This is a genomic window from Serratia sp. H402Y, assembly GCF_051172415.1.
Classification (GTDB): Bacteria; Pseudomonadota; Gammaproteobacteria; order Enterobacterales; family Enterobacteriaceae; genus Serratia; species Serratia ureilytica.
In genome coordinates this window covers 273,761-289,696 of record NZ_JBPIYZ010000002.1, presented here as the reverse complement: position 1 = coordinate 289,696, position 15,936 = coordinate 273,761, and the positions used below count along the sequence as shown (strand labels likewise).

At 62.9% G+C, this 15,936-nt stretch carries 16 protein-coding genes; 14 read left to right on the top strand and 2 right to left on the bottom strand.

The window, feature by feature from the left end; all coding sequences use genetic code 11:
* The first annotated feature begins 305 nt into the window (after window positions 1-305).
* The 11 genes from ACSBQS_RS15325 to hpaC all read left to right on the top strand — a co-directional run bounded on the left by ACSBQS_RS15325 (window position 306) and on the right by hpaC (window position 10,721).
* Window positions 306-938 (top strand): fumarylacetoacetate hydrolase family protein, encoded by a 633-nt coding sequence (locus ACSBQS_RS15325; RefSeq protein ID WP_033651368.1) that lies wholly within the window; start codon window positions 306-308, stop codon window positions 936-938.
* Window positions 935-1,699: a fumarylacetoacetate hydrolase family protein gene (locus ACSBQS_RS15320; RefSeq protein ID WP_016929192.1), complete on the top strand. Its 765-nt coding sequence runs from the start codon at window positions 935-937 to the stop codon at window positions 1,697-1,699. The genes ACSBQS_RS15325 and ACSBQS_RS15320 overlap by 4 nt, the downstream gene beginning before the upstream one ends.
* Window positions 1,696-3,150 (top strand): 5-carboxymethyl-2-hydroxymuconate semialdehyde dehydrogenase, encoded by a 1,455-nt coding sequence (hpaE, locus tag ACSBQS_RS15315; RefSeq protein ID WP_033651367.1) that lies wholly within the window; start codon window positions 1,696-1,698, stop codon window positions 3,148-3,150. The genes ACSBQS_RS15320 and hpaE overlap by 4 nt, the downstream gene beginning before the upstream one ends.
* Window positions 3,151-3,200: 50 nt before the next feature.
* Window positions 3,201-4,058 (top strand): 3,4-dihydroxyphenylacetate 2,3-dioxygenase, encoded by an 858-nt coding sequence (gene hpaD / locus ACSBQS_RS15310; protein ID WP_197666607.1) that lies wholly within the window; start codon window positions 3,201-3,203, stop codon window positions 4,056-4,058.
* Between the two features lie 9 nt (window positions 4,059-4,067).
* Entirely contained in the window at window positions 4,068-4,454 is a 387-nt protein-coding gene (locus tag ACSBQS_RS15305; protein ID WP_004933172.1) for a 5-carboxymethyl-2-hydroxymuconate Delta-isomerase, read from the top strand.
* A gap of 14 nt (window positions 4,455-4,468) precedes the next feature.
* Entirely contained in the window at window positions 4,469-5,272 is an 804-nt protein-coding gene (gene hpaH, locus ACSBQS_RS15300) for a 2-oxo-hept-4-ene-1,7-dioate hydratase (protein WP_033641768.1), read from the top strand.
* Between the two features lie 76 nt (window positions 5,273-5,348).
* Window positions 5,349-6,143 (top strand): 4-hydroxy-2-oxoheptanedioate aldolase, encoded by a 795-nt coding sequence (gene hpaI / locus ACSBQS_RS15295; RefSeq protein ID WP_033641769.1) that lies wholly within the window; start codon window positions 5,349-5,351, stop codon window positions 6,141-6,143.
* A gap of 3 nt (window positions 6,144-6,146) precedes the next feature.
* Window positions 6,147-7,517 (top strand): 4-hydroxyphenylacetate permease, encoded by a 1,371-nt coding sequence (gene hpaX, locus ACSBQS_RS15290; protein ID WP_021505400.1) that lies wholly within the window; start codon window positions 6,147-6,149, stop codon window positions 7,515-7,517.
* Between the two features lie 34 nt (window positions 7,518-7,551).
* Window positions 7,552-8,448: a 4-hydroxyphenylacetate catabolism regulatory protein HpaA gene (hpaA, locus tag ACSBQS_RS15285; protein ID WP_004933161.1), complete on the top strand. Its 897-nt coding sequence runs from the start codon at window positions 7,552-7,554 to the stop codon at window positions 8,446-8,448.
* Between the two features lie 178 nt (window positions 8,449-8,626).
* Entirely contained in the window at window positions 8,627-10,189 is a 1,563-nt protein-coding gene (gene hpaB, locus ACSBQS_RS15280) for a 4-hydroxyphenylacetate 3-monooxygenase, oxygenase component (RefSeq protein ID WP_004933158.1), read from the top strand.
* Window positions 10,190-10,205: 16 nt separating this feature from the next.
* Window positions 10,206-10,721 carry a 4-hydroxyphenylacetate 3-monooxygenase, reductase component gene (gene hpaC, locus ACSBQS_RS15275; protein ID WP_016929186.1) on the top strand — a complete coding sequence of 172 codons (516 nt, stop codon included), beginning with the start codon at window positions 10,206-10,208 and terminating at the stop codon, window positions 10,719-10,721.
* Between the two features lie 33 nt (window positions 10,722-10,754).
* Here hpaC and ampH read toward each other — a convergent pair whose 3' ends face one another.
* Both ampH and ACSBQS_RS15265 read right to left on the bottom strand, forming a co-directional pair.
* Window positions 10,755-11,897, bottom strand: coding sequence for a D-alanyl-D-alanine-carboxypeptidase/endopeptidase AmpH (gene ampH / locus ACSBQS_RS15270; protein WP_197758571.1), 1,143 nt, complete (start codon window positions 11,895-11,897; stop codon window positions 10,755-10,757).
* A 126-nt stretch (window positions 11,898-12,023) separates the two neighbouring features.
* Entirely contained in the window at window positions 12,024-12,782 is a 759-nt protein-coding gene (locus ACSBQS_RS15265) for a FadR/GntR family transcriptional regulator (protein WP_046688196.1), read from the bottom strand.
* Window positions 12,783-13,018: 236 nt separating this feature from the next.
* On the opposite strand from ACSBQS_RS15265, the gene ACSBQS_RS15260 reads away from it, so the two are divergent.
* From ACSBQS_RS15260 to ACSBQS_RS15250, 3 genes are read left to right on the top strand one after another with little or no spacing between them, the layout of a single operon-like run.
* Window positions 13,019-13,759, top strand: coding sequence for an SDR family oxidoreductase (locus ACSBQS_RS15260; RefSeq protein WP_033651365.1), 741 nt, complete (start codon window positions 13,019-13,021; stop codon window positions 13,757-13,759).
* A gap of 25 nt (window positions 13,760-13,784) precedes the next feature.
* Entirely contained in the window at window positions 13,785-14,630 is an 846-nt protein-coding gene (locus tag ACSBQS_RS15255; protein ID WP_047025170.1) for a fumarylacetoacetate hydrolase family protein, read from the top strand.
* Between the two features lie 14 nt (window positions 14,631-14,644).
* The gene (locus ACSBQS_RS15250) at window positions 14,645-15,922 is read left to right on the top strand and encodes an L-fuconate dehydratase (RefSeq protein WP_197666605.1); all 1,278 of its coding nucleotides are present in this window, start codon (window positions 14,645-14,647) and stop codon (window positions 15,920-15,922) included.
* Window positions 15,923-15,936 lie beyond the last annotated feature (14 nt).

Genomic DNA, 15,936 nt, shown 5'->3' with positions numbered 1-15,936 from the left:
TGTTCGTTGTTACGGCGCTCGTTATGGGGGCGCCTGCCCCGCAAAGCCCGATTTTGTTAATAACTTAATAGTAGCCAAAGTTACCCGTAGGGATAAAGCAAAAATGCGAGGCGCAGCTAAAAATGGCGTGAAAAATGGTTAATGCATTGAATAATCACGCTAATGTTCGTAATTTGTGAATATTTTGTTATCACGATCACAAATCACTCCAAGCGCGTTGCGTAAAAGCTGCACAGCGTATAAAAGTAATCATTAATATATTAATGAATGCCGGTTGTCATGTTTTTGCCATTGGAGGAGTTCGCATGAAAGGCACCGTATTTTCCGTTGCGCTGAACCACCGCAGCCAACTGGACGCCTGGGATCAGGCGTTTCACCAGCCGCCGTATCAAACCCCGCCCAAAACCCCGGTGTGGTTTATCAAGCCGCGCAATACCCACCTCGCCAACGGCGGAGCGATCCCGTTTCCGGCCGGTGAAACCGTGCAGAGCGGCGGCACGCTGGCGGTGATCATCGGCGACACCGCGCGCAAGGTGCCGGCGGCGCAGGTGAGCCGTTATCTGGCCGGTTACGCGCTGGCCAACGACGTCAGCCTGCCGGAGAGCAGCTTCTATCGCCCGGCGATCAAGGCCAAATGCCGCGACGGCTTCTGCCCGCTGGGGGAGATGGGGCAGTTGGAGAACGCCGATCGGCTGGAGATCGTCACCGAGATCAACGGCGTGGAGCAGGATCGCTGGTCCACCGCCGATCTGGTGCGCTCGGTACCGGAGCTGATCGCCGCCATCAGCGATTTCATCACCCTGCAGCCGGGCGATGCGGTGCTGATCGGCACCCCGCACCAGCGGGTGGCGATCAAACCGGGGGATGAGGTGACGGTGCGCGCCGCCGGCCTGCCCACGTTGACCAACCGCGTCACTCAGGCAGGAGCCGCATCATGAAACATGCCCGTATTCGCCATCATGGCCAGATCGTCAACGTTCAGGTAGACGACCAGCTGCGCGTCACGCTGCCGAACGGCGAGGTGCTGCAGGAGCGTGAAGTGGAATGGCTGCCGCCGGCGCAGGGCACGGTGTTCGCCCTGGGGCTGAACTATGCCGACCACGCCAGCGAGCTGGAATTTAAAGCGCCGGAAGAGCCGCTGGTGTTCCTCAAGGCGCCGAACACCCTGACCGGCCACCGTCAGGTGTCGGTGCGTCCGGCCGGCGTGGAGTACATGCATTACGAAGCCGAGCTGGTGGCGGTGATCGGCAAGACCGCGCGCAACGTCAGCCGCGAGCGCGCCATGGAGTATGTGGCGGGTTACACCCTGTGCAACGACTACGCCATCCGCGACTACCTGGAGAACTACTACCGGCCGAATCTGCGGGTGAAGAGCCGCGACACCCTGACGCCGATCGGGCCGTATATCGTCGATCGCGACGACGTCGCCGATCCGCACCGCCTGGCGCTCAGCACCTACGTCAACGGTGAGCTGCGCCAGCGCGGCAGCACCGCCGACATGATTTTCGACATTCCGTTCCTGATCGCCTACCTGAGCGAATTCATGACGCTGCAGCCGGGCGACATGATCGCCACCGGCACGCCGAAAGGGCTGGCCGACGTGCAGCCGGGCGACGAAGTGGTGGTGGAGATCGAAGGCATCGGCCGTTTGGTTAACCACATTATCAGTGAAAAAGATTACGAGGAGAGCCTGCGATGAAAACCATCAACCACTGGATCAACGGCAAGAACGTCGCCAGCAAAGAGTATTTCACCACCACCAACCCGGCGAACGGCGAGGTGCTGGCGGAAGTGGCCTCCGGCGGCCAGCTGGAGATAGACCAGGCGGTGGCCGCAGCGAAAGAGGCGTTCCCCAAGTGGGCGAATACGCCGATGAAAGAGCGCGCGCGCCTGATGCGCCGTTTGGGTGAACTGATCGACCAGAACGTGCCGCAGATCGCCGAAATGGAAACCGCCGACACCGGGCTGCCTATCCATCAGACCAAAAACGTGCTGATCCCGCGCGCCTCGCACAACTTCGAATTTTTTGCCGAGGTGTGCCAGCAGATGAACGGCAAGACCTACCCGGTGGACGACAAGATGCTCAACTACACGCTGGTGCAGCCGGTGGGGGTATGCGCGCTGGTGTCGCCGTGGAACGTGCCGTTCATGACCGCCACCTGGAAAACCGCGCCTTGCCTGGCGCTGGGCAACACGGCGGTGCTGAAAATGTCCGAACTGTCGCCGCTGACTGCCGATCGCCTGGGCGAGCTGGCGCTGGAAGCCGGCATTCCGGCCGGGGTGCTGAACGTGGTGCAGGGCTACGGCGCCACCGCCGGCGACGCATTGGTGCGCCATAAAGATGTGCGCGCGGTCTCCTTCACCGGCGGCACCGCCACCGGCCGGCGCATCATCGAAAGCGCCGGGCTGAAGAAATTCTCCATGGAGCTCGGCGGTAAGTCGCCGGTGCTGATCTTTGAAGACGCCGACATCGAGCGGGCGCTCGACGCCGCGCTGTTCACCATCTTCTCGATCAACGGCGAACGCTGCACCGCCGGTTCACGCATCTTCATTCAGGAGAGCATCTACCCGGAATTCGTCAAACGTTTCGCCGAGCGCGCCAACCGTCTGCGCGTCGGCGATCCGCAAGATCCCAACACCCAGGTGGGCGCGTTGATCAGCCCGCAGCACTGGGAAAAAGTCTCCGGCTATATCCGCCTCGGGGTGGAGGAAGGGGCGACCCTGTTGGCCGGCGGCCCGGATAAACCGGCCGGCTTGAGCCACGGCAACTTCCTGCGCCCGACGGTGCTGGCGGATGTCGACAACCGGATGCGCGTGGCGCAGGAGGAGATCTTCGGGCCGGTGGCCTGCCTGCTGCCGTTCAAATCAGAAGAAGACGGCCTGCGCATGGCCAACGACGTGGAGTACGGCCTGGCGTCGTACATCTGGACGCAGGATGTGAGCAAGGTTCTGCGCCTGGCCCGCGGCATTGAAGCGGGCATGGTTTTCGTCAACACCCAAAACGTACGCGATCTGCGCCAACCGTTCGGCGGCGTGAAAGCCTCCGGCACCGGCCGCGAAGGCGGGGAATACAGCTTCGAAGTGTTCGCCGAGATGAAGAACGTGTGCATTTCCATGGGTGATCACCCGATCCCACGCTGGGGCGTTTAATCAGGCCCCGGCATCGTTCACGGAATCATTTTTGTTTCATGTGAGGACTTATGGGTAAGTTAGCGTTAGCCGCCAAGATTACACATGTGCCATCGATGTATCTGTCGGAAATCCCTGGGAAAAACTTTGGCTGCCGGCAGGCGGCCATCGACGGCCATAAAGAGATCGGCGCGCGTTGCCGCGAGATGGGCGTCGACACCATCGTGGTGTTCGACACCCACTGGCTGGTGAACAGCGCCTATCACATCAACTGCAGCGCGCATTTCTCCGGCGTGTACACCAGCAACGAGCTGCCGCATTTCATCCGCGACATGACTTACGACTACGACGGCAACCCGGCGCTGGGCCAACTGATCGCCGATGAGGCCTGCAAGCGGGGCGTACGCGCCAAGGCGCACGACATCCCGAGCCTGAAGCTGGAATACGGCACGCTGGTGCCGATGCGTTACATGAATGCCGACAAGCATTTCAAGGTGGTGTCGATCTCGGCGTTTTGCACCGTGCATGACTTCGCCGACAGCCGCCGGCTGGGCGAGGCGCTCAAAAGCGCCATCGAGAAATACGACGGCACCGTGGCGGTGCTGGCCAGCGGCTCGCTGTCGCACCGCTTTATCGACGATCAGCGCGCCGAAGAGGGCATGAACAGCTACACCCGTCAGTTCGACCAGCAAATGGACGAACGGGTGGTCAAGCTCTGGGAAGAGGGGCGCTTTCGCGAGTTCTGCGAAATGCTGCCGGAGTATGCCGATTATTGCTACGGCGAAGGCAACATGCACGACACCGTGATGCTGCTGGGCCTGCTCGGCTGGGACAAGTACGACGGCAAGGTGGAGTTCATCACCCCGCTGTTCGCCAGTTCCGGCACCGGGCAGGTCAACGCCGTGTTCCCTTTGCTCGCTGAAGCCTGAGGTGTGTGAATGCCCCATTTTTACGCTGAATGTACCGACAACATCCGCCGCGAGGCGGATTTGCCCACCCTGTTCGCCAAGGTCAACGAGGCGCTGGCGGCGACCGGCATCTTCCCGCTGGCCGGCGTGCGCAGCCGGGCCATCTGGCTCGATACCTGGCAGATGGCCGACGGCAAGCAGGATTACGCCTTCGTGCACATGACGTTGAAAATCGGCCACGGCCGCAGTCTGGAAAGCCGTCAGCAGGTGGGCGAGATGCTGTTTGCGCTGATCAAGGAACACTTCGCCGCGCTGATGGCGCAGCGTTACCTGGCGCTCTCTTTCACCATGGAAGAGCTGGATCCGGTGCTGAATTACAAACAGAACAATGTCCACGCGCTGTTCAATAAAGCGTGAATAAGGGGTCGTAAATGCTGGATAAAGAGCAGGTTAACCGCGCCGTGCAGCGCCTGCATCAGGCGGAAAAGAGTCGTGAGCAGATCCGCGCGCTGTCGCTCGATCATCCCGAGATCACCATCGAAGACGCCTACGCCATTCAGCGGCAGTGGGTGGCGCTGAAGATCGCCGAGGGGCGTGCGCTCAAAGGCCACAAGATCGGCCTGACGTCGCGCGCCATGCAGGTCAGCTCACAGATCACCGAACCGGACTACGGCGCGCTGCTGGACGACATGTTCTTCAACGACGGCAGCGATATTCCGATCGATCGCTTCATCGTGCCGCGGGTGGAGGTGGAGCTGGCGTTCGTGCTGGCCAAGCCGCTGCGCGGGCCGAACTGCACGCTGTTCGACGTCTACAACGCCACCGACTACGTCATTCCGGCGCTGGAGATCATCGACGCGCGCAGCCACAACGTCGATCCCGAGACGCAGCGGCCGCGCAAGGTGTTCGACACCATCTCCGACAACGCCGCCAACGCCGGGGTGGTGATGGGTGGGCGGCCGATCAAGCCGGATGCGCTGGATCTGCGTTGGATCTCTGCGCTGCTGTACCGCAACGGCGTGATTGAAGAGTCCGGCGTGGCGGCGGCGGTGCTCAATCATCCGGCCAACGGCGTGGCCTGGCTGGCCAACAAGCTGGCGCCGTATGAGGTGGAGCTGGAAGCGGGGCAGGTGATCCTCGGCGGCTCCTTCACCCGGCCGGTGCCGGCGCGGCGCGGCGATACTTTCCACGTCGATTACGGCCCGATGGGCTGCATCAGCTGCCGCTTCGTCTAATAAGCAGGCTCGGCGAACCGGGCCGCAATAACCGGGCGGGGGCCACGCGCCGCGCCCGCTTGTCAGGGAGAATGCGATGTTAACCAACCACTTCAAGCGAGCGCTGCAGGAAAAACGCCCGCAGATCGGGCTGTGGCTCGGGCTGTGCAGCAGCTACAGCGCCGAACTGTTGGCCGGCGCCGGTTTCGACTGGCTGCTGATCGACGGCGAACATGCGCCCAACAACGTGCAGACGGTGCTGGGGCAGCTGCAGGCGGTCGCCCCTTACCCGAGCCAGCCGGTGGTGCGTCCGCCGTGGAACGACGCGGTGATCATCAAGCAGTTGCTGGACGTCGGCGCGCAAACCTTATTGATCCCGATGATTCAGAACGCCGAACAGGCGCGCGACGCGGTGCGCGCCACGCGCTATCCGCCGCATGGCGTGCGCGGCGTCGGCAGCGCCCTGGCGCGCGCCTCGCGCTGGAACCGGGTGCCCGATTACCTGCAGCAGGCCGACGAGCAGATGTGCGTGCTGGTGCAGATTGAAACCCGCGAGGCGGTGAAAAACCTGGAGGCGATCCTGCAGGTGGAAGGGGTGGACGGCGTGTTTATCGGCCCGGCGGATCTCAGCGCCGACATGGGCTTCGCCGGCAATCCGCAGCATCCGGAGGTGCAGCGCACCATCGATGACGCCATTGCGCGCATCCGCGCCGCCGGCAAGGCGCCGGGCATTTTGATGGCCAACAAGGCGCTGGCGCAGCGCTATCTGGAAGCCGGCGCGCTGTTCGTCGCGGTAGGGGTGGATACCACCCTGCTGGCGCGGGCGGCGGAAGCCCTGGCGAACGAGTTCAAACAGGGCGGGGCGCAAGCGCCTTCATCGGGAGTCTACTGAACCATGAACCACGTCGATTCGCTGCCGCCGGCCAACCCGGCGCAGCAACATAAAGCGTTAACCGCCGCCGAGCAATCGGTGATTAAAAAGTTGTTTCGGCGCCTGATTATTTTCCTGTTCGTGTTGTTTGTTTTCTCTTTCCTCGACCGCATCAACATCGGCTTCGCCGGGCTGACGATGGGCAAGGATCTCGGCCTCAGCTCGACCATGTTCGGGCTGGCGGCGACGCTGTTCTACGCCACCTACGTGATCTTCGGCATTCCGAGCAACATGATGCTGAGCCGGGTCGGCGCGCGGCGCTGGATCGCCACCATCATGGTGCTGTGGGGCATCGCCTCCACCTGCACGATGTTCGCCACCGGGCCGACCAGCCTGTATGTGCTGCGCATGATCGTCGGCATCACCGAGGCCGGCTTCCTGCCGGGCATTCTGGTGTACCTCACCTACTGGTTCCCGGCGTTTTACCGCGCCCGGGCCAACGCCTTGTTCATGATCGCCATGCCGGTGACCATGGCGATCGGTTCGCTGGTCTCCGGCTATATTCTGGCGCTGGACGGGGTGATGAACCTGAAGGGCTGGCAGTGGCTGTTCCTGCTGGAAGGGATCCCGTCGGTGTTGCTGGGCGTGGTGGTGTGGTTCTACCTCGACGACACCCCGGCCAAGGCCAAGTGGCTGACCGACGAGGAAAAAGCCAGCCTGAAGGCGATGATGGAGGCCGACAAGCTGCAGCTGGTGCAACCCAACGGGCCGAGCAGCCACCGCGCGCTGCAGCAGCGCAGCCTGTGGCGCGAGATCTTCACGCCGATCGTGCTGATGTACACGCTGGCCTATTTCTGCCTGACCAACACCCTGAGCGCGATCAACATCTGGACGCCGCAGATCCTGCAGAGCTTCAACCAGGGCAGCAGCAACGTGACGATCGGCATTCTGGCGGCGATCCCGCAGATCTGCACCATCGCCGGCATGGTGTGGTGGAGCAAACGATCCGACAGGCTGCAGGAGCGTAAGCATCACACCGCGCTGCCGTATCTGTTCGCCGCCGCCGGCTGGCTATTGGCTTCCGCCACCGATCACAGCCTGATCCAACTGCTGGGGATCGTGATGGCGTCGGTCGGTTCCTTTACCGCCATGGCGATCTTCTGGACCACGCCGGATCAGTCGATCAGCCTGGAAGCGCGGGCGGTGGGGATCGCCGTGATCAACGCCACCGGCAATATCGGATCGGCGCTCAGCCCGCTGTTGATCGGCTGGTTCAAGGACATGACCGGCAGCTTCAACTCCGGGCTGTATTTCGTCTCGGCGCTGTTGATCGTCGGTGCCGTGCTGGTGTGGCGCATCCCGATGAAGGATTCGCGCCCGAGAGCGACGCCTTGATACGCAGATAGGCAGGATTGCAGGAGGTAATGAGGTGCGGAAAAGTACCGGTTTTATCGCCAACATCGATATTTGCAAAGAGTATGACGCGCGCTACGCCGCCGACGAGGTGCACTACGAAACCTTCGCCGGGCTGGCGGCGTTCTTCGGCCGCGACATGCAGGTGCACTGGCACGACTGCTTCTTCCAGGTGCATTTTCTGGAGACCGGCAAGATAGAGCTGCAGCTCGACGATCAGCACTATTCGGTGCAGGCGCCGCTGTTCATCCTCACGCCGCCGTCGGTGCCGCATGCGTTCTTCACCGAACCGGACAGCGACGGCCATGTGCTGACGGTGCGTCAGGAGCTGATTTGGCCGCTGCTGGAGCGCCTGTATCCCGGCAGCAATCTGGCGCTGGACATGCCGGGCATCTGCCTGTCGCTGGCCGATGCGCCGCAGGAGCTGACGGCGCTTAGCCATTATTGGGCGCTGATCCGCCGCGAGTTCGCGCAGAACCTGGCCGGGCGCGAACAGACGCTGGCGCTGTTGGCGCAGGCGGTGTTCACGTTGCTGCTGCGCAACACCGCGCTGGAAGACAGCGCCAACAGCGGCGTGCGCGGCGAACTGCAGCTGTTTCAACGCTTCAACAAGATGGTGGACGAGCGTTTCCGCGAGCATCTGCCGGTGCCGGAGTATGCGCAGGCGTTGGGCGTGACCGAATCGCGGCTCAACGACCTGTGTCGGCGCTTCGCCAACCGGCCGCCCAAGCGGCTGATCTTCGATCGATTGCTGCGCGAGGCCAAGCGCATGCTGCTGTTCAGCGCCTGCACGGTGCATGAAACCGCCTACAGCCTCGGCTTCAAGGATCCGGCCTATTTCGCCCGTTTTTTCAATCGGCTGGAAGGCTGTTCCCCTTCAACCTACCGCGCGGCGCAACACGCCCTTTCGTAACCGCGATCACAGTTTGCCGCGAAAGCGGCAAACTGACCTGAAAAGTACCGGCGATTGCCGCAAAAGTCTCTTCTCGAAACCGGCTTTGGCAGCTTCAATTAAGCAACCAAAAGAAAACATTATTTTAACAAATGGCCGGCTCCACGGCCTGAAAAATGCCGATTACGAGGAAGACCCGATGAAACCAGAAGACTTTCGTGCCGACAGCAAGCGTCCGTTCACCGGCGCCGAGTACCTGAAAAGTTTGCAGGACAGCCGCGAAATCTACATTTACGGCGAACGCGTAAAAGACGTCACCACCCACCCGGCGTTCCGCAATGCGGCGGCCTCGGTCGGCCAGCTGTACGACGCGCTGCACGATCCGGCCAGCCAGGATCGCCTGTGCTGGAATACCGACACCGGCAACGGCGGTTACACCCACAAGTTCTTCCGCTATGCCCGCAGCCCGGAGGAGATGCGCCAGCAGCGTGACGCCATCGCCGACTGGTCGCGCCAAAGTTACGGCTGGATGGGGCGCACGCCGGATTATAAGGCGGCCTTCGGCTGCGCGCTGGGCGCTTATCCGGAGTTCTACGGCCAGTTCGCCGACAACGCGCGCCACTGGTACAAACGCATTCAGGAAACCGGGCTCTATTTCAACCACGCTATCGTCAACCCGCCGATCGATCGTCATAAGCCGGTCAACGAGGTGAAGGACGTCTACATTCAGGTGGAGAAAGAAACCGACGCCGGCATCATCGTCAGCGGCGCCAAAGTGGTGGCTACCAACTCGGCGTTGACCCACTACAACTTCATCGGCTTCGGTTCGGCGCAGGTGATGGGCGATAATCCGGACTTTGCGCTGATGTTCGTGGCGCCGATGGACGCCGAAGGGGTGAAGCTGATTTCGCGCGCCTCCTACGAGCTGGTGGCCGGCGCGACCGGTTCGCCGTTCGACTACCCGCTGACCAGCCGCTTCGACGAGAACGACGCGATCCTGATCATGGATCATGTGCTGATCCCGTGGGAAAACGTGCTGATCTACCGCGATTTCGACCGCTGCCGCCGCTGGAGCACCCAGGGCGGTTTCGCCCGGCTGTTCCCGCTGCAGGCCTGCGTGCGTCTGGCGGTGAAGATGGATTTCATCACCGCGCTGCTGCAAAAGAGCCTCTCGTGCACCGGCGTGCTGGAGTTCCGTGGCGTGCAGGCCGATCTGGGCGAAGTGGTGGCCTGGCGCAACCTGTTCTGGTCGCTGAGCGACGCGATGTGCGCCGAAGCCACGCAATGGGAAAACGGCGCCTACCTGCCGGATTCCGCCGCGCTGCAAACCTATCGCGTGATGGCGCCGATGGCCTACACCAAGGTGAAACACATCATCGAAAAGAACGTCACCAGCGGCCTGATCTACCTGCCGTCCAGCGTGCGCGACATGAACAACCCGGAGATCGACAAGTACCTGGCGCGCTACGTGCGCGGATCGGACGGCATGGATCACGTCGAGCGCATCAAGATCCTCAAACTGATGTGGGATGCGATCGGCAGCGAGTTCGGCGGGCGCCACGAGCTGTATGAGATCAACTACGCCGGCAGCCAGGATGAGATCCGCCTGCAGTGCCTGCGCCACGCGCAGGGATCCGGCAACATGGATCGCATGATGCAGATGGTCGACAAGTGCCTGGCCGATTACGATCAGCACGGCTGGAAGGTGCCGCACCTGCGGAACAATGACGATATTAATCAGTTGGATAATCTGCTGAAGTAATTCAGGAGGAGGTTGTATGTCTCAGGAAAATGAACAGCGGCTGCGCTTTCGCGACGCCATGGCCAGCCTGTCGGCGGCGGTGAATATCGTCACCACCGACGGCCCGGCGGGGCGCTGCGGCATCACCGCCACGGCGGTGTGTTCGGTGACCGATACGCCGCCGACGCTGCTGGTGTGCATCAACCGCAACAGCGCGATGAACCCGGTGTTTCAGGAAAACCGCAGGCTGTGCGTCAACGTGCTTAACCACGAGCAGGAGCTGATGGCGCGCCACTTCGCCGGCATGACCGGCGTCAGCATGGAAGATCGTTTCCGGCTGGAAGAGTGGCAGCTCGGCGCGCTGGGGCAGCCGGTGCTGCGCAATACCCTGGCCAGCCTGGAAGGGGAGATCGAGCAGATCCAGAGCATCGGCACCCACCAGATGTACCTGGTGCAGATCAAGCAGATCGCGCTGAGCGAAGCGGGCAACGGCCTGATCTACTTCAAGCGTAACTTCCATCCGGTGATTCATCAGATGGCGGTGCCGGCCTGACGCCTGGGGGCGCAGCCAGCTGCGCCCCCCATCTCAACTCTTGTTGGCCGCCAGATCGCTCACCAGTCGGTTGACCGGATCGCTCATGTTGGTGAACTTGCTCAGCTCCGAACGGGTCACCACCACGAACACCCCGACGTTTTTCGCCGGGATCATCGCCATGTAGGTGATGAATCCGCCGCCGCCGCCGGTCTTCTGAATGATGCCCGGCAGCCCGTCCTTCGGCGCCATATACACCCAGCCCAATCCCAATGCATCCGCTTGTCCCGGCACGTCCATGCCCTTCAGCGACACCAGATCGTGGCGCTGGAAGTACATGGTTTGCTCGCTGGCGGCGGTGGCTTTGCGCGGGCCGCTGGCGCTGGAGGAGAGGAACTGCTGCATCCAGCGCTGCATGTCGCGCGGGGTGGAGTAGACGCCGCCGCTGCCGGCCGCGGCGGTGGTGTCGCGACAGGCGCTCGGGCCGGCCGCCGCCACCATCAGGCGCGAGCACTGTTCGGGGCTCGGCGTCAACGTGGTGTCGACCATGCCGAGCGGCGCGGTGATTTTCTCTTTCAGCAGCGCGCTGTAAGGCTTGCCCGCGGCGCGCGACAGCGCGTCGGCCAGCAGATCATACGCCAGGTTGGAGTAGGCGGCGTGCACGCCCGGCGGCGTCGTGATGTTGGCATGCGCCAGCCACTGCCAACGCTGGGCCTTGGTTGGCCAGGTGAACACCGGCGTTTTCGGCGGCTTCTTGCCCGGCTGCTCGCGCGGCAGCGCGCTGGTGTGGGTCGCCAGGTTCAATAAGGTGATCGGCTGGCCGGCGTTGTAAGACGGCACATAGGCGCCCTTGGGAGCGTACTTGCGCAGCGGGTCGGTCAGCTTGACCTGGCCTGCCGCCGCCATTTTCACCATCACTTCACTGGTCATCAGCTTGGTGATCGAGGCGATGCGGATCAGCGAATCCGGGCGCGGGCGCAGGTTGTTGCCGGGCTTGGTGTCGCCGAAGCTGCGGTTAACCACCTGATTGCCGTCGATCACCACCAGCGCCATGCCGGTGGCGCCGCTGTTGTAGAAAATATGTTCGGCATACTGGTCGACGATTTGCGAAGCCAGCTGCGGGGGCGCGGCCTGCACGGCCAGCGGCGCGGCGCACAGGCCCAGCGCCAGCAATAAAGCGGAGACAGAGTTCTTCAACGGTCGTTATCCATTTAACAATGCAGCGGGAAAGGGCGTTATTCGTCGCCCAGTGTAATGCGCCCGCCCCCCCGCTGCATGTAGAAAAAAGAGCGGTGGCGATAAAATTTTTTAACCGCCGGCGGCTTACTGCGCGCGGGCGAAAATGGCGATCACTTCGTCCAGGTGCGCCTTCATCGCCTTGCGGGCGCCGCGCACATCGCGCGCTTCGATCGCCGCCAGGATCGCCCGGTGTTCCAGCTCGGAGCGGTGCGGCATGTCGTCCGGCGTATAGTGGCGCTGCAGCACGCGGAACATGCTGCCGTAGCGGTGGCCGAGCAGATGGCCGATGATGAACGCGTAAGCCGGGTTGCCGCTGGCCTGGGCGATGCGGATGTGGAACAGCCGATCGCCGGGGTGGGTGGCGGAGCCGGCGCGGTTATCGCGGCAGTTCTGCTCATAGGCGGCGCGGATGCCCGCCAGCTCCTCGTCGGTGGCGTGGCGCGCGGCCAGCGCGGCGGTCTCCGGTTCGATCAGCAGGCGGGTTTGCAGCAGTGAAAACGGCGGCAGCTCGGCGTTGAAATCCAGCTCGATATTCAGTTCGTCGTCGATCTCCGCCCACTGGTTGCGGCCGGCCTGGACCATCACCGATTCCTGCGACGCCGGCGGCGGCGTTTGCGAACGCACGATCACCCCGTTGCCCACCTTGACGTCCACCAGGCCGATCACTTCCAACGCGATCAGCGCCTCGCGCACCGACGCGCGGCTGACCTGCAACTGCTGGGCAAGATCGCGCTCCGAGGGCAGGCGGCTGCCCGGCGGAAATTCGTTGTTCTCGATAAGACGTTTGAGCTGGTCAGCTATCTGTCTGTAAATCCTTGGGTTTTCCAGTCGGGTAATCGGCATTTTTGACCTTTGACGATTCGGCGTTCAGTGATTTGGCGCACAATTATGCGACAAGGCGCTTGAGTAATCGTTATTCAAGTGTAAAAAAAAGGTTAATCGAAATGCGGTTTCAAGGCTGTTTTTATTAACTTCTTCCCCCAACGATAACGCGTAAAGCGTCTTTTGTCATGTTAGAGGCCTGACCTTTAACCGCCTTTATTGGCCTGACCATTAGACCTTTAGGCCGAGGAGTCAAGATGGATTTAACCGGGAAACGCGTACTGATCACCGCCGCCGGGCAAGGGATCGGATTCACCACCGCCAGGCTGTTCGCCGCCGCCGGCGCCGACGTGATCGCCAGCGACATCAACCTCGAGCGCCTGCAGGGCTGCGCCGGGATCCGCGCGCTGGCGCTGAACGTCACCGATCCGGCCGCCATTGCGGCGGCGGCGGAAGCGATCGGCCCGATCGACGTGTTGTTCAACTGCGCCGGCGTGGTGCACAGCGGATCGATCCTCGATTGCAGCGAGGATCAGTGGGCGTTCGCGCTCGATCTCAACGTGACCGCGATGTTCCGCATGATCCGCGCCTTCCTGCCGGGCATGTTGGCGCGCGGCAAAGGCTCGATCATCAACATGTCCTCGGTGGCCTCGAGCGTGAAAGGGGTGCCTAACCGCTTCGCCTACGGCGCCAGCAAGGCGGCGGTGATTGGCCTGACGCGCTCGGTGGCGGCGGATTACGTCACCCAGGGCATCCGCTGCAACGCCATCTGCCCCGGCACGGTGGAATCGCCGTCGCTGCGCCAGCGCATCGCCGAGCAGGCGCGCGAGCAGGGGCGTAGCGAGCAAGAGGTGTATCAGGCGTTCGTTGCCCGCCAGCCGATCGGGCGCATCGGCACCACCGAGGAAATTGCCCAGTTGGCGCTGTATCTGGCCTCCGACGCCAGTTCGTACACCACCGGCACGGTGCAGATCATCGACGGCGGCTGGAGCAACTGAGCCGCCATTTTTGAGAGAGGAACGCATGAAACTTTTACGTTATGGGGAACCCGGGCAAGAGCGCCCCGGCATGTTGGATGCGCAGGGCCGCCTGCGCGATCTGTCGCAGCATATCGCCGACGTGGGCGGCGCCGCGTTATCGCCGGCGTCGCTCGCCAAACTGCGCGCGCTGGACAGCGCCGCGTTGCCGCTGGTCGAGGGGCAGCCGCGCCTCGGCGCCTGCGTCGGCGGCATCGGCAAGTTCATCTGCATCGGTCTGAACTACGCCGATCACGCGGCGGAAACCGGCGCGGCCATTCCTGAAGAACCGGTGGTGTTCAACAAATGGACCAGCGCGGTGGTCGGCCCCTACGACCGGGTGGAGATCCCGCGCGGCTCGCAGAAAACCGACTGGGAAGTGGAGCTGGGCGTGGTGATCGGCCAAGGCGGGCGCTACATCAGCGAAGCGGACGCGATGCGCCACGTCGCCGGCTACTGCGTGATCAACGACGTCTCCGAACGCGAGTATCAAATTGAGCGCGGCGGCACCTGGGACAAGGGCAAAGGCTGCGACACCTTCGGGCCGATCGGCCCCTGGCTGGTGACCGCCGACGAAATCGCCGATCCGCACAACCTGAACCTGTGGCTGGAGGTGGACGGCAAGCGCTATCAGGACGGCAACACCAGCACCATGATCTTCCGCATTCCGCAAATCGTCAGCTACCTCAGCCGCTTTATGAGCCTGCAGCCGGGCGACGTGATCTCCACCGGCACGCCGCCGGGCGTCGGCATGGGGCAGAAACCGCAGCCCGTCTATCTGCGGGCGGGCCAGACGATGCGTCTGGGCATCGAAGGGCTGGGCGAACAGCGCCAGCAAACCGTACAGGCTTAACCGGGAGCGCCGCCATGACCACCATTACCGCACTGCGGGTTGAAGACATTCGTTTCCCCACCTCGTTGGGGCTGGACGGATCCGACGCCATGAATCCGGATCCCGACTATTCCGCCGCCTACGTGATCCTGGAGACCGATCGCGCGGATCTCAGCGGCCACGGACTGACGTTCACCATCGGCCGCGGCAACGAGATCTGCTGCGCGGCGATCCGCGCGCTGGAGCATCAGATCGTCGGTGAGCGGCTGGAGACGATCGCCGCCGACATGGGCGCCTTCTGGCGGCGCTTCACCAGCGACAGCCAGCTGCGCTGGATCGGGCCGGACAAAGGCGCCATTCACCTGGCGACCGGCGCGGTGGTCAACGCGGTGTGGGATCTGTGGGCCAAATCGGTCGGCAAGCCGGTATGGCGGCTGGTGGCGGAGATGACGCCGGAGGAACTGGTGCGCTGCATCGACTTCCGTTACATCACCGACTGCATCACGCCGCAGGAAGCGCTGGCGCTGCTGAAACAGCGGGCCGAGGGCAAAGAACGGCGCCTGGAACGGCTGCTGCAGGAAGGGTACCCCTGTTACACCACCTCCGCCGGCTGGCTGGGTTACCCGGATGACAAGCTGCGCCGCCTGTGCCAGGAAGCGGTCGACGCCGGTTTCTCCTACCTGAAGCTGAAGGTCGGGCGCGATCTGGAAGACGACATTCGCCGGGTGCGCATCGCCCGTGAGGTGATCGGCCCGGATCGCCGGCTGATGATCGACGCCAACCAGGTGTGGGAGGTGGGCGAAGCCATTCCGTGGGTGAAACATCTGGCGTTCGCCAACCCCTGGTTTATCGAAGAGCCGACCAGCCCGGACGACGTGGAAGGGCATCGCCGCATCCGCGAAGGGGTGGCGCCGGTCAAGGTGGCCACCGGTGAGATGTGCCAGAACCGCATCATGTTCAAGCAGTTCATCATGCGCGGCGCGGTGGACGTGGTGCAGATCGACGCCTGCCGTCTCGGCGGCGTCAACGAAGTGCTGGCGGTGATGCTGATGGCGGCCAAATACCAGCTGCCGGTCTGCCCGCACGCCGGCGGCGTCGGGCTGTGCGAATACGTGCAGCACCTGTCGATGATCGACTACCTGTGCATCGCCGGCACCCACGAAGGCCGGGTGATCGAGTACGTCGATCATTTGCATGAACACTTTGTCGATCCCTGTGTGATCAAGGGCGCGGCCTACATGCCGCCGAGCCGTCCCGGTTACTCGATCGAGATGCATCCGTCGTCGATCGAGCAGTATCGGTTCCGCGGGTGAGGCGGGAGGATCGC

What these genes read in the sequence shown, in the direction of transcription:
- ACSBQS_RS15325 (WP_033651368.1), top strand. Translation starts at nt 306, where the DNA reads ATGAAAGGCACCGTATTTTCCGTTGCGCTGAACCACCGCAGCCAACTG.
- ACSBQS_RS15320 (WP_016929192.1), top strand. Translation starts at nt 935, where the DNA reads ATGAAACATGCCCGTATTCGCCATCATGGCCAGATCGTCAACGTTCAG.
- hpaE (WP_033651367.1), top strand. Translation starts at nt 1,696, where the DNA reads ATGAAAACCATCAACCACTGGATCAACGGCAAGAACGTCGCCAGCAAA.
- hpaD (WP_197666607.1), top strand. Translation starts at nt 3,201, where the DNA reads ATGGGTAAGTTAGCGTTAGCCGCCAAGATTACACATGTGCCATCGATG.
- ACSBQS_RS15305 (WP_004933172.1), top strand. Translation starts at nt 4,068, where the DNA reads ATGCCCCATTTTTACGCTGAATGTACCGACAACATCCGCCGCGAGGCG.
- hpaH (WP_033641768.1), top strand. Translation starts at nt 4,469, where the DNA reads ATGCTGGATAAAGAGCAGGTTAACCGCGCCGTGCAGCGCCTGCATCAG.
- hpaI (WP_033641769.1), top strand. Translation starts at nt 5,349, where the DNA reads ATGTTAACCAACCACTTCAAGCGAGCGCTGCAGGAAAAACGCCCGCAG.
- hpaX (WP_021505400.1), top strand. Translation starts at nt 6,147, where the DNA reads ATGAACCACGTCGATTCGCTGCCGCCGGCCAACCCGGCGCAGCAACAT.
- hpaB (WP_004933158.1), top strand. Translation starts at nt 8,627, where the DNA reads ATGAAACCAGAAGACTTTCGTGCCGACAGCAAGCGTCCGTTCACCGGC.
- hpaC (WP_016929186.1), top strand. Translation starts at nt 10,206, where the DNA reads ATGTCTCAGGAAAATGAACAGCGGCTGCGCTTTCGCGACGCCATGGCC.
- ACSBQS_RS15265 (WP_046688196.1), bottom strand. Translation starts at nt 12,782, where the DNA reads ATGCCGATTACCCGACTGGAAAACCCAAGGATTTACAGACAGATAGCT.
- ACSBQS_RS15260 (WP_033651365.1), top strand. Translation starts at nt 13,019, where the DNA reads ATGGATTTAACCGGGAAACGCGTACTGATCACCGCCGCCGGGCAAGGG.
- ACSBQS_RS15255 (WP_047025170.1), top strand. Translation starts at nt 13,785, where the DNA reads ATGAAACTTTTACGTTATGGGGAACCCGGGCAAGAGCGCCCCGGCATG.
- ACSBQS_RS15250 (WP_197666605.1), top strand. Translation starts at nt 14,645, where the DNA reads ATGACCACCATTACCGCACTGCGGGTTGAAGACATTCGTTTCCCCACC.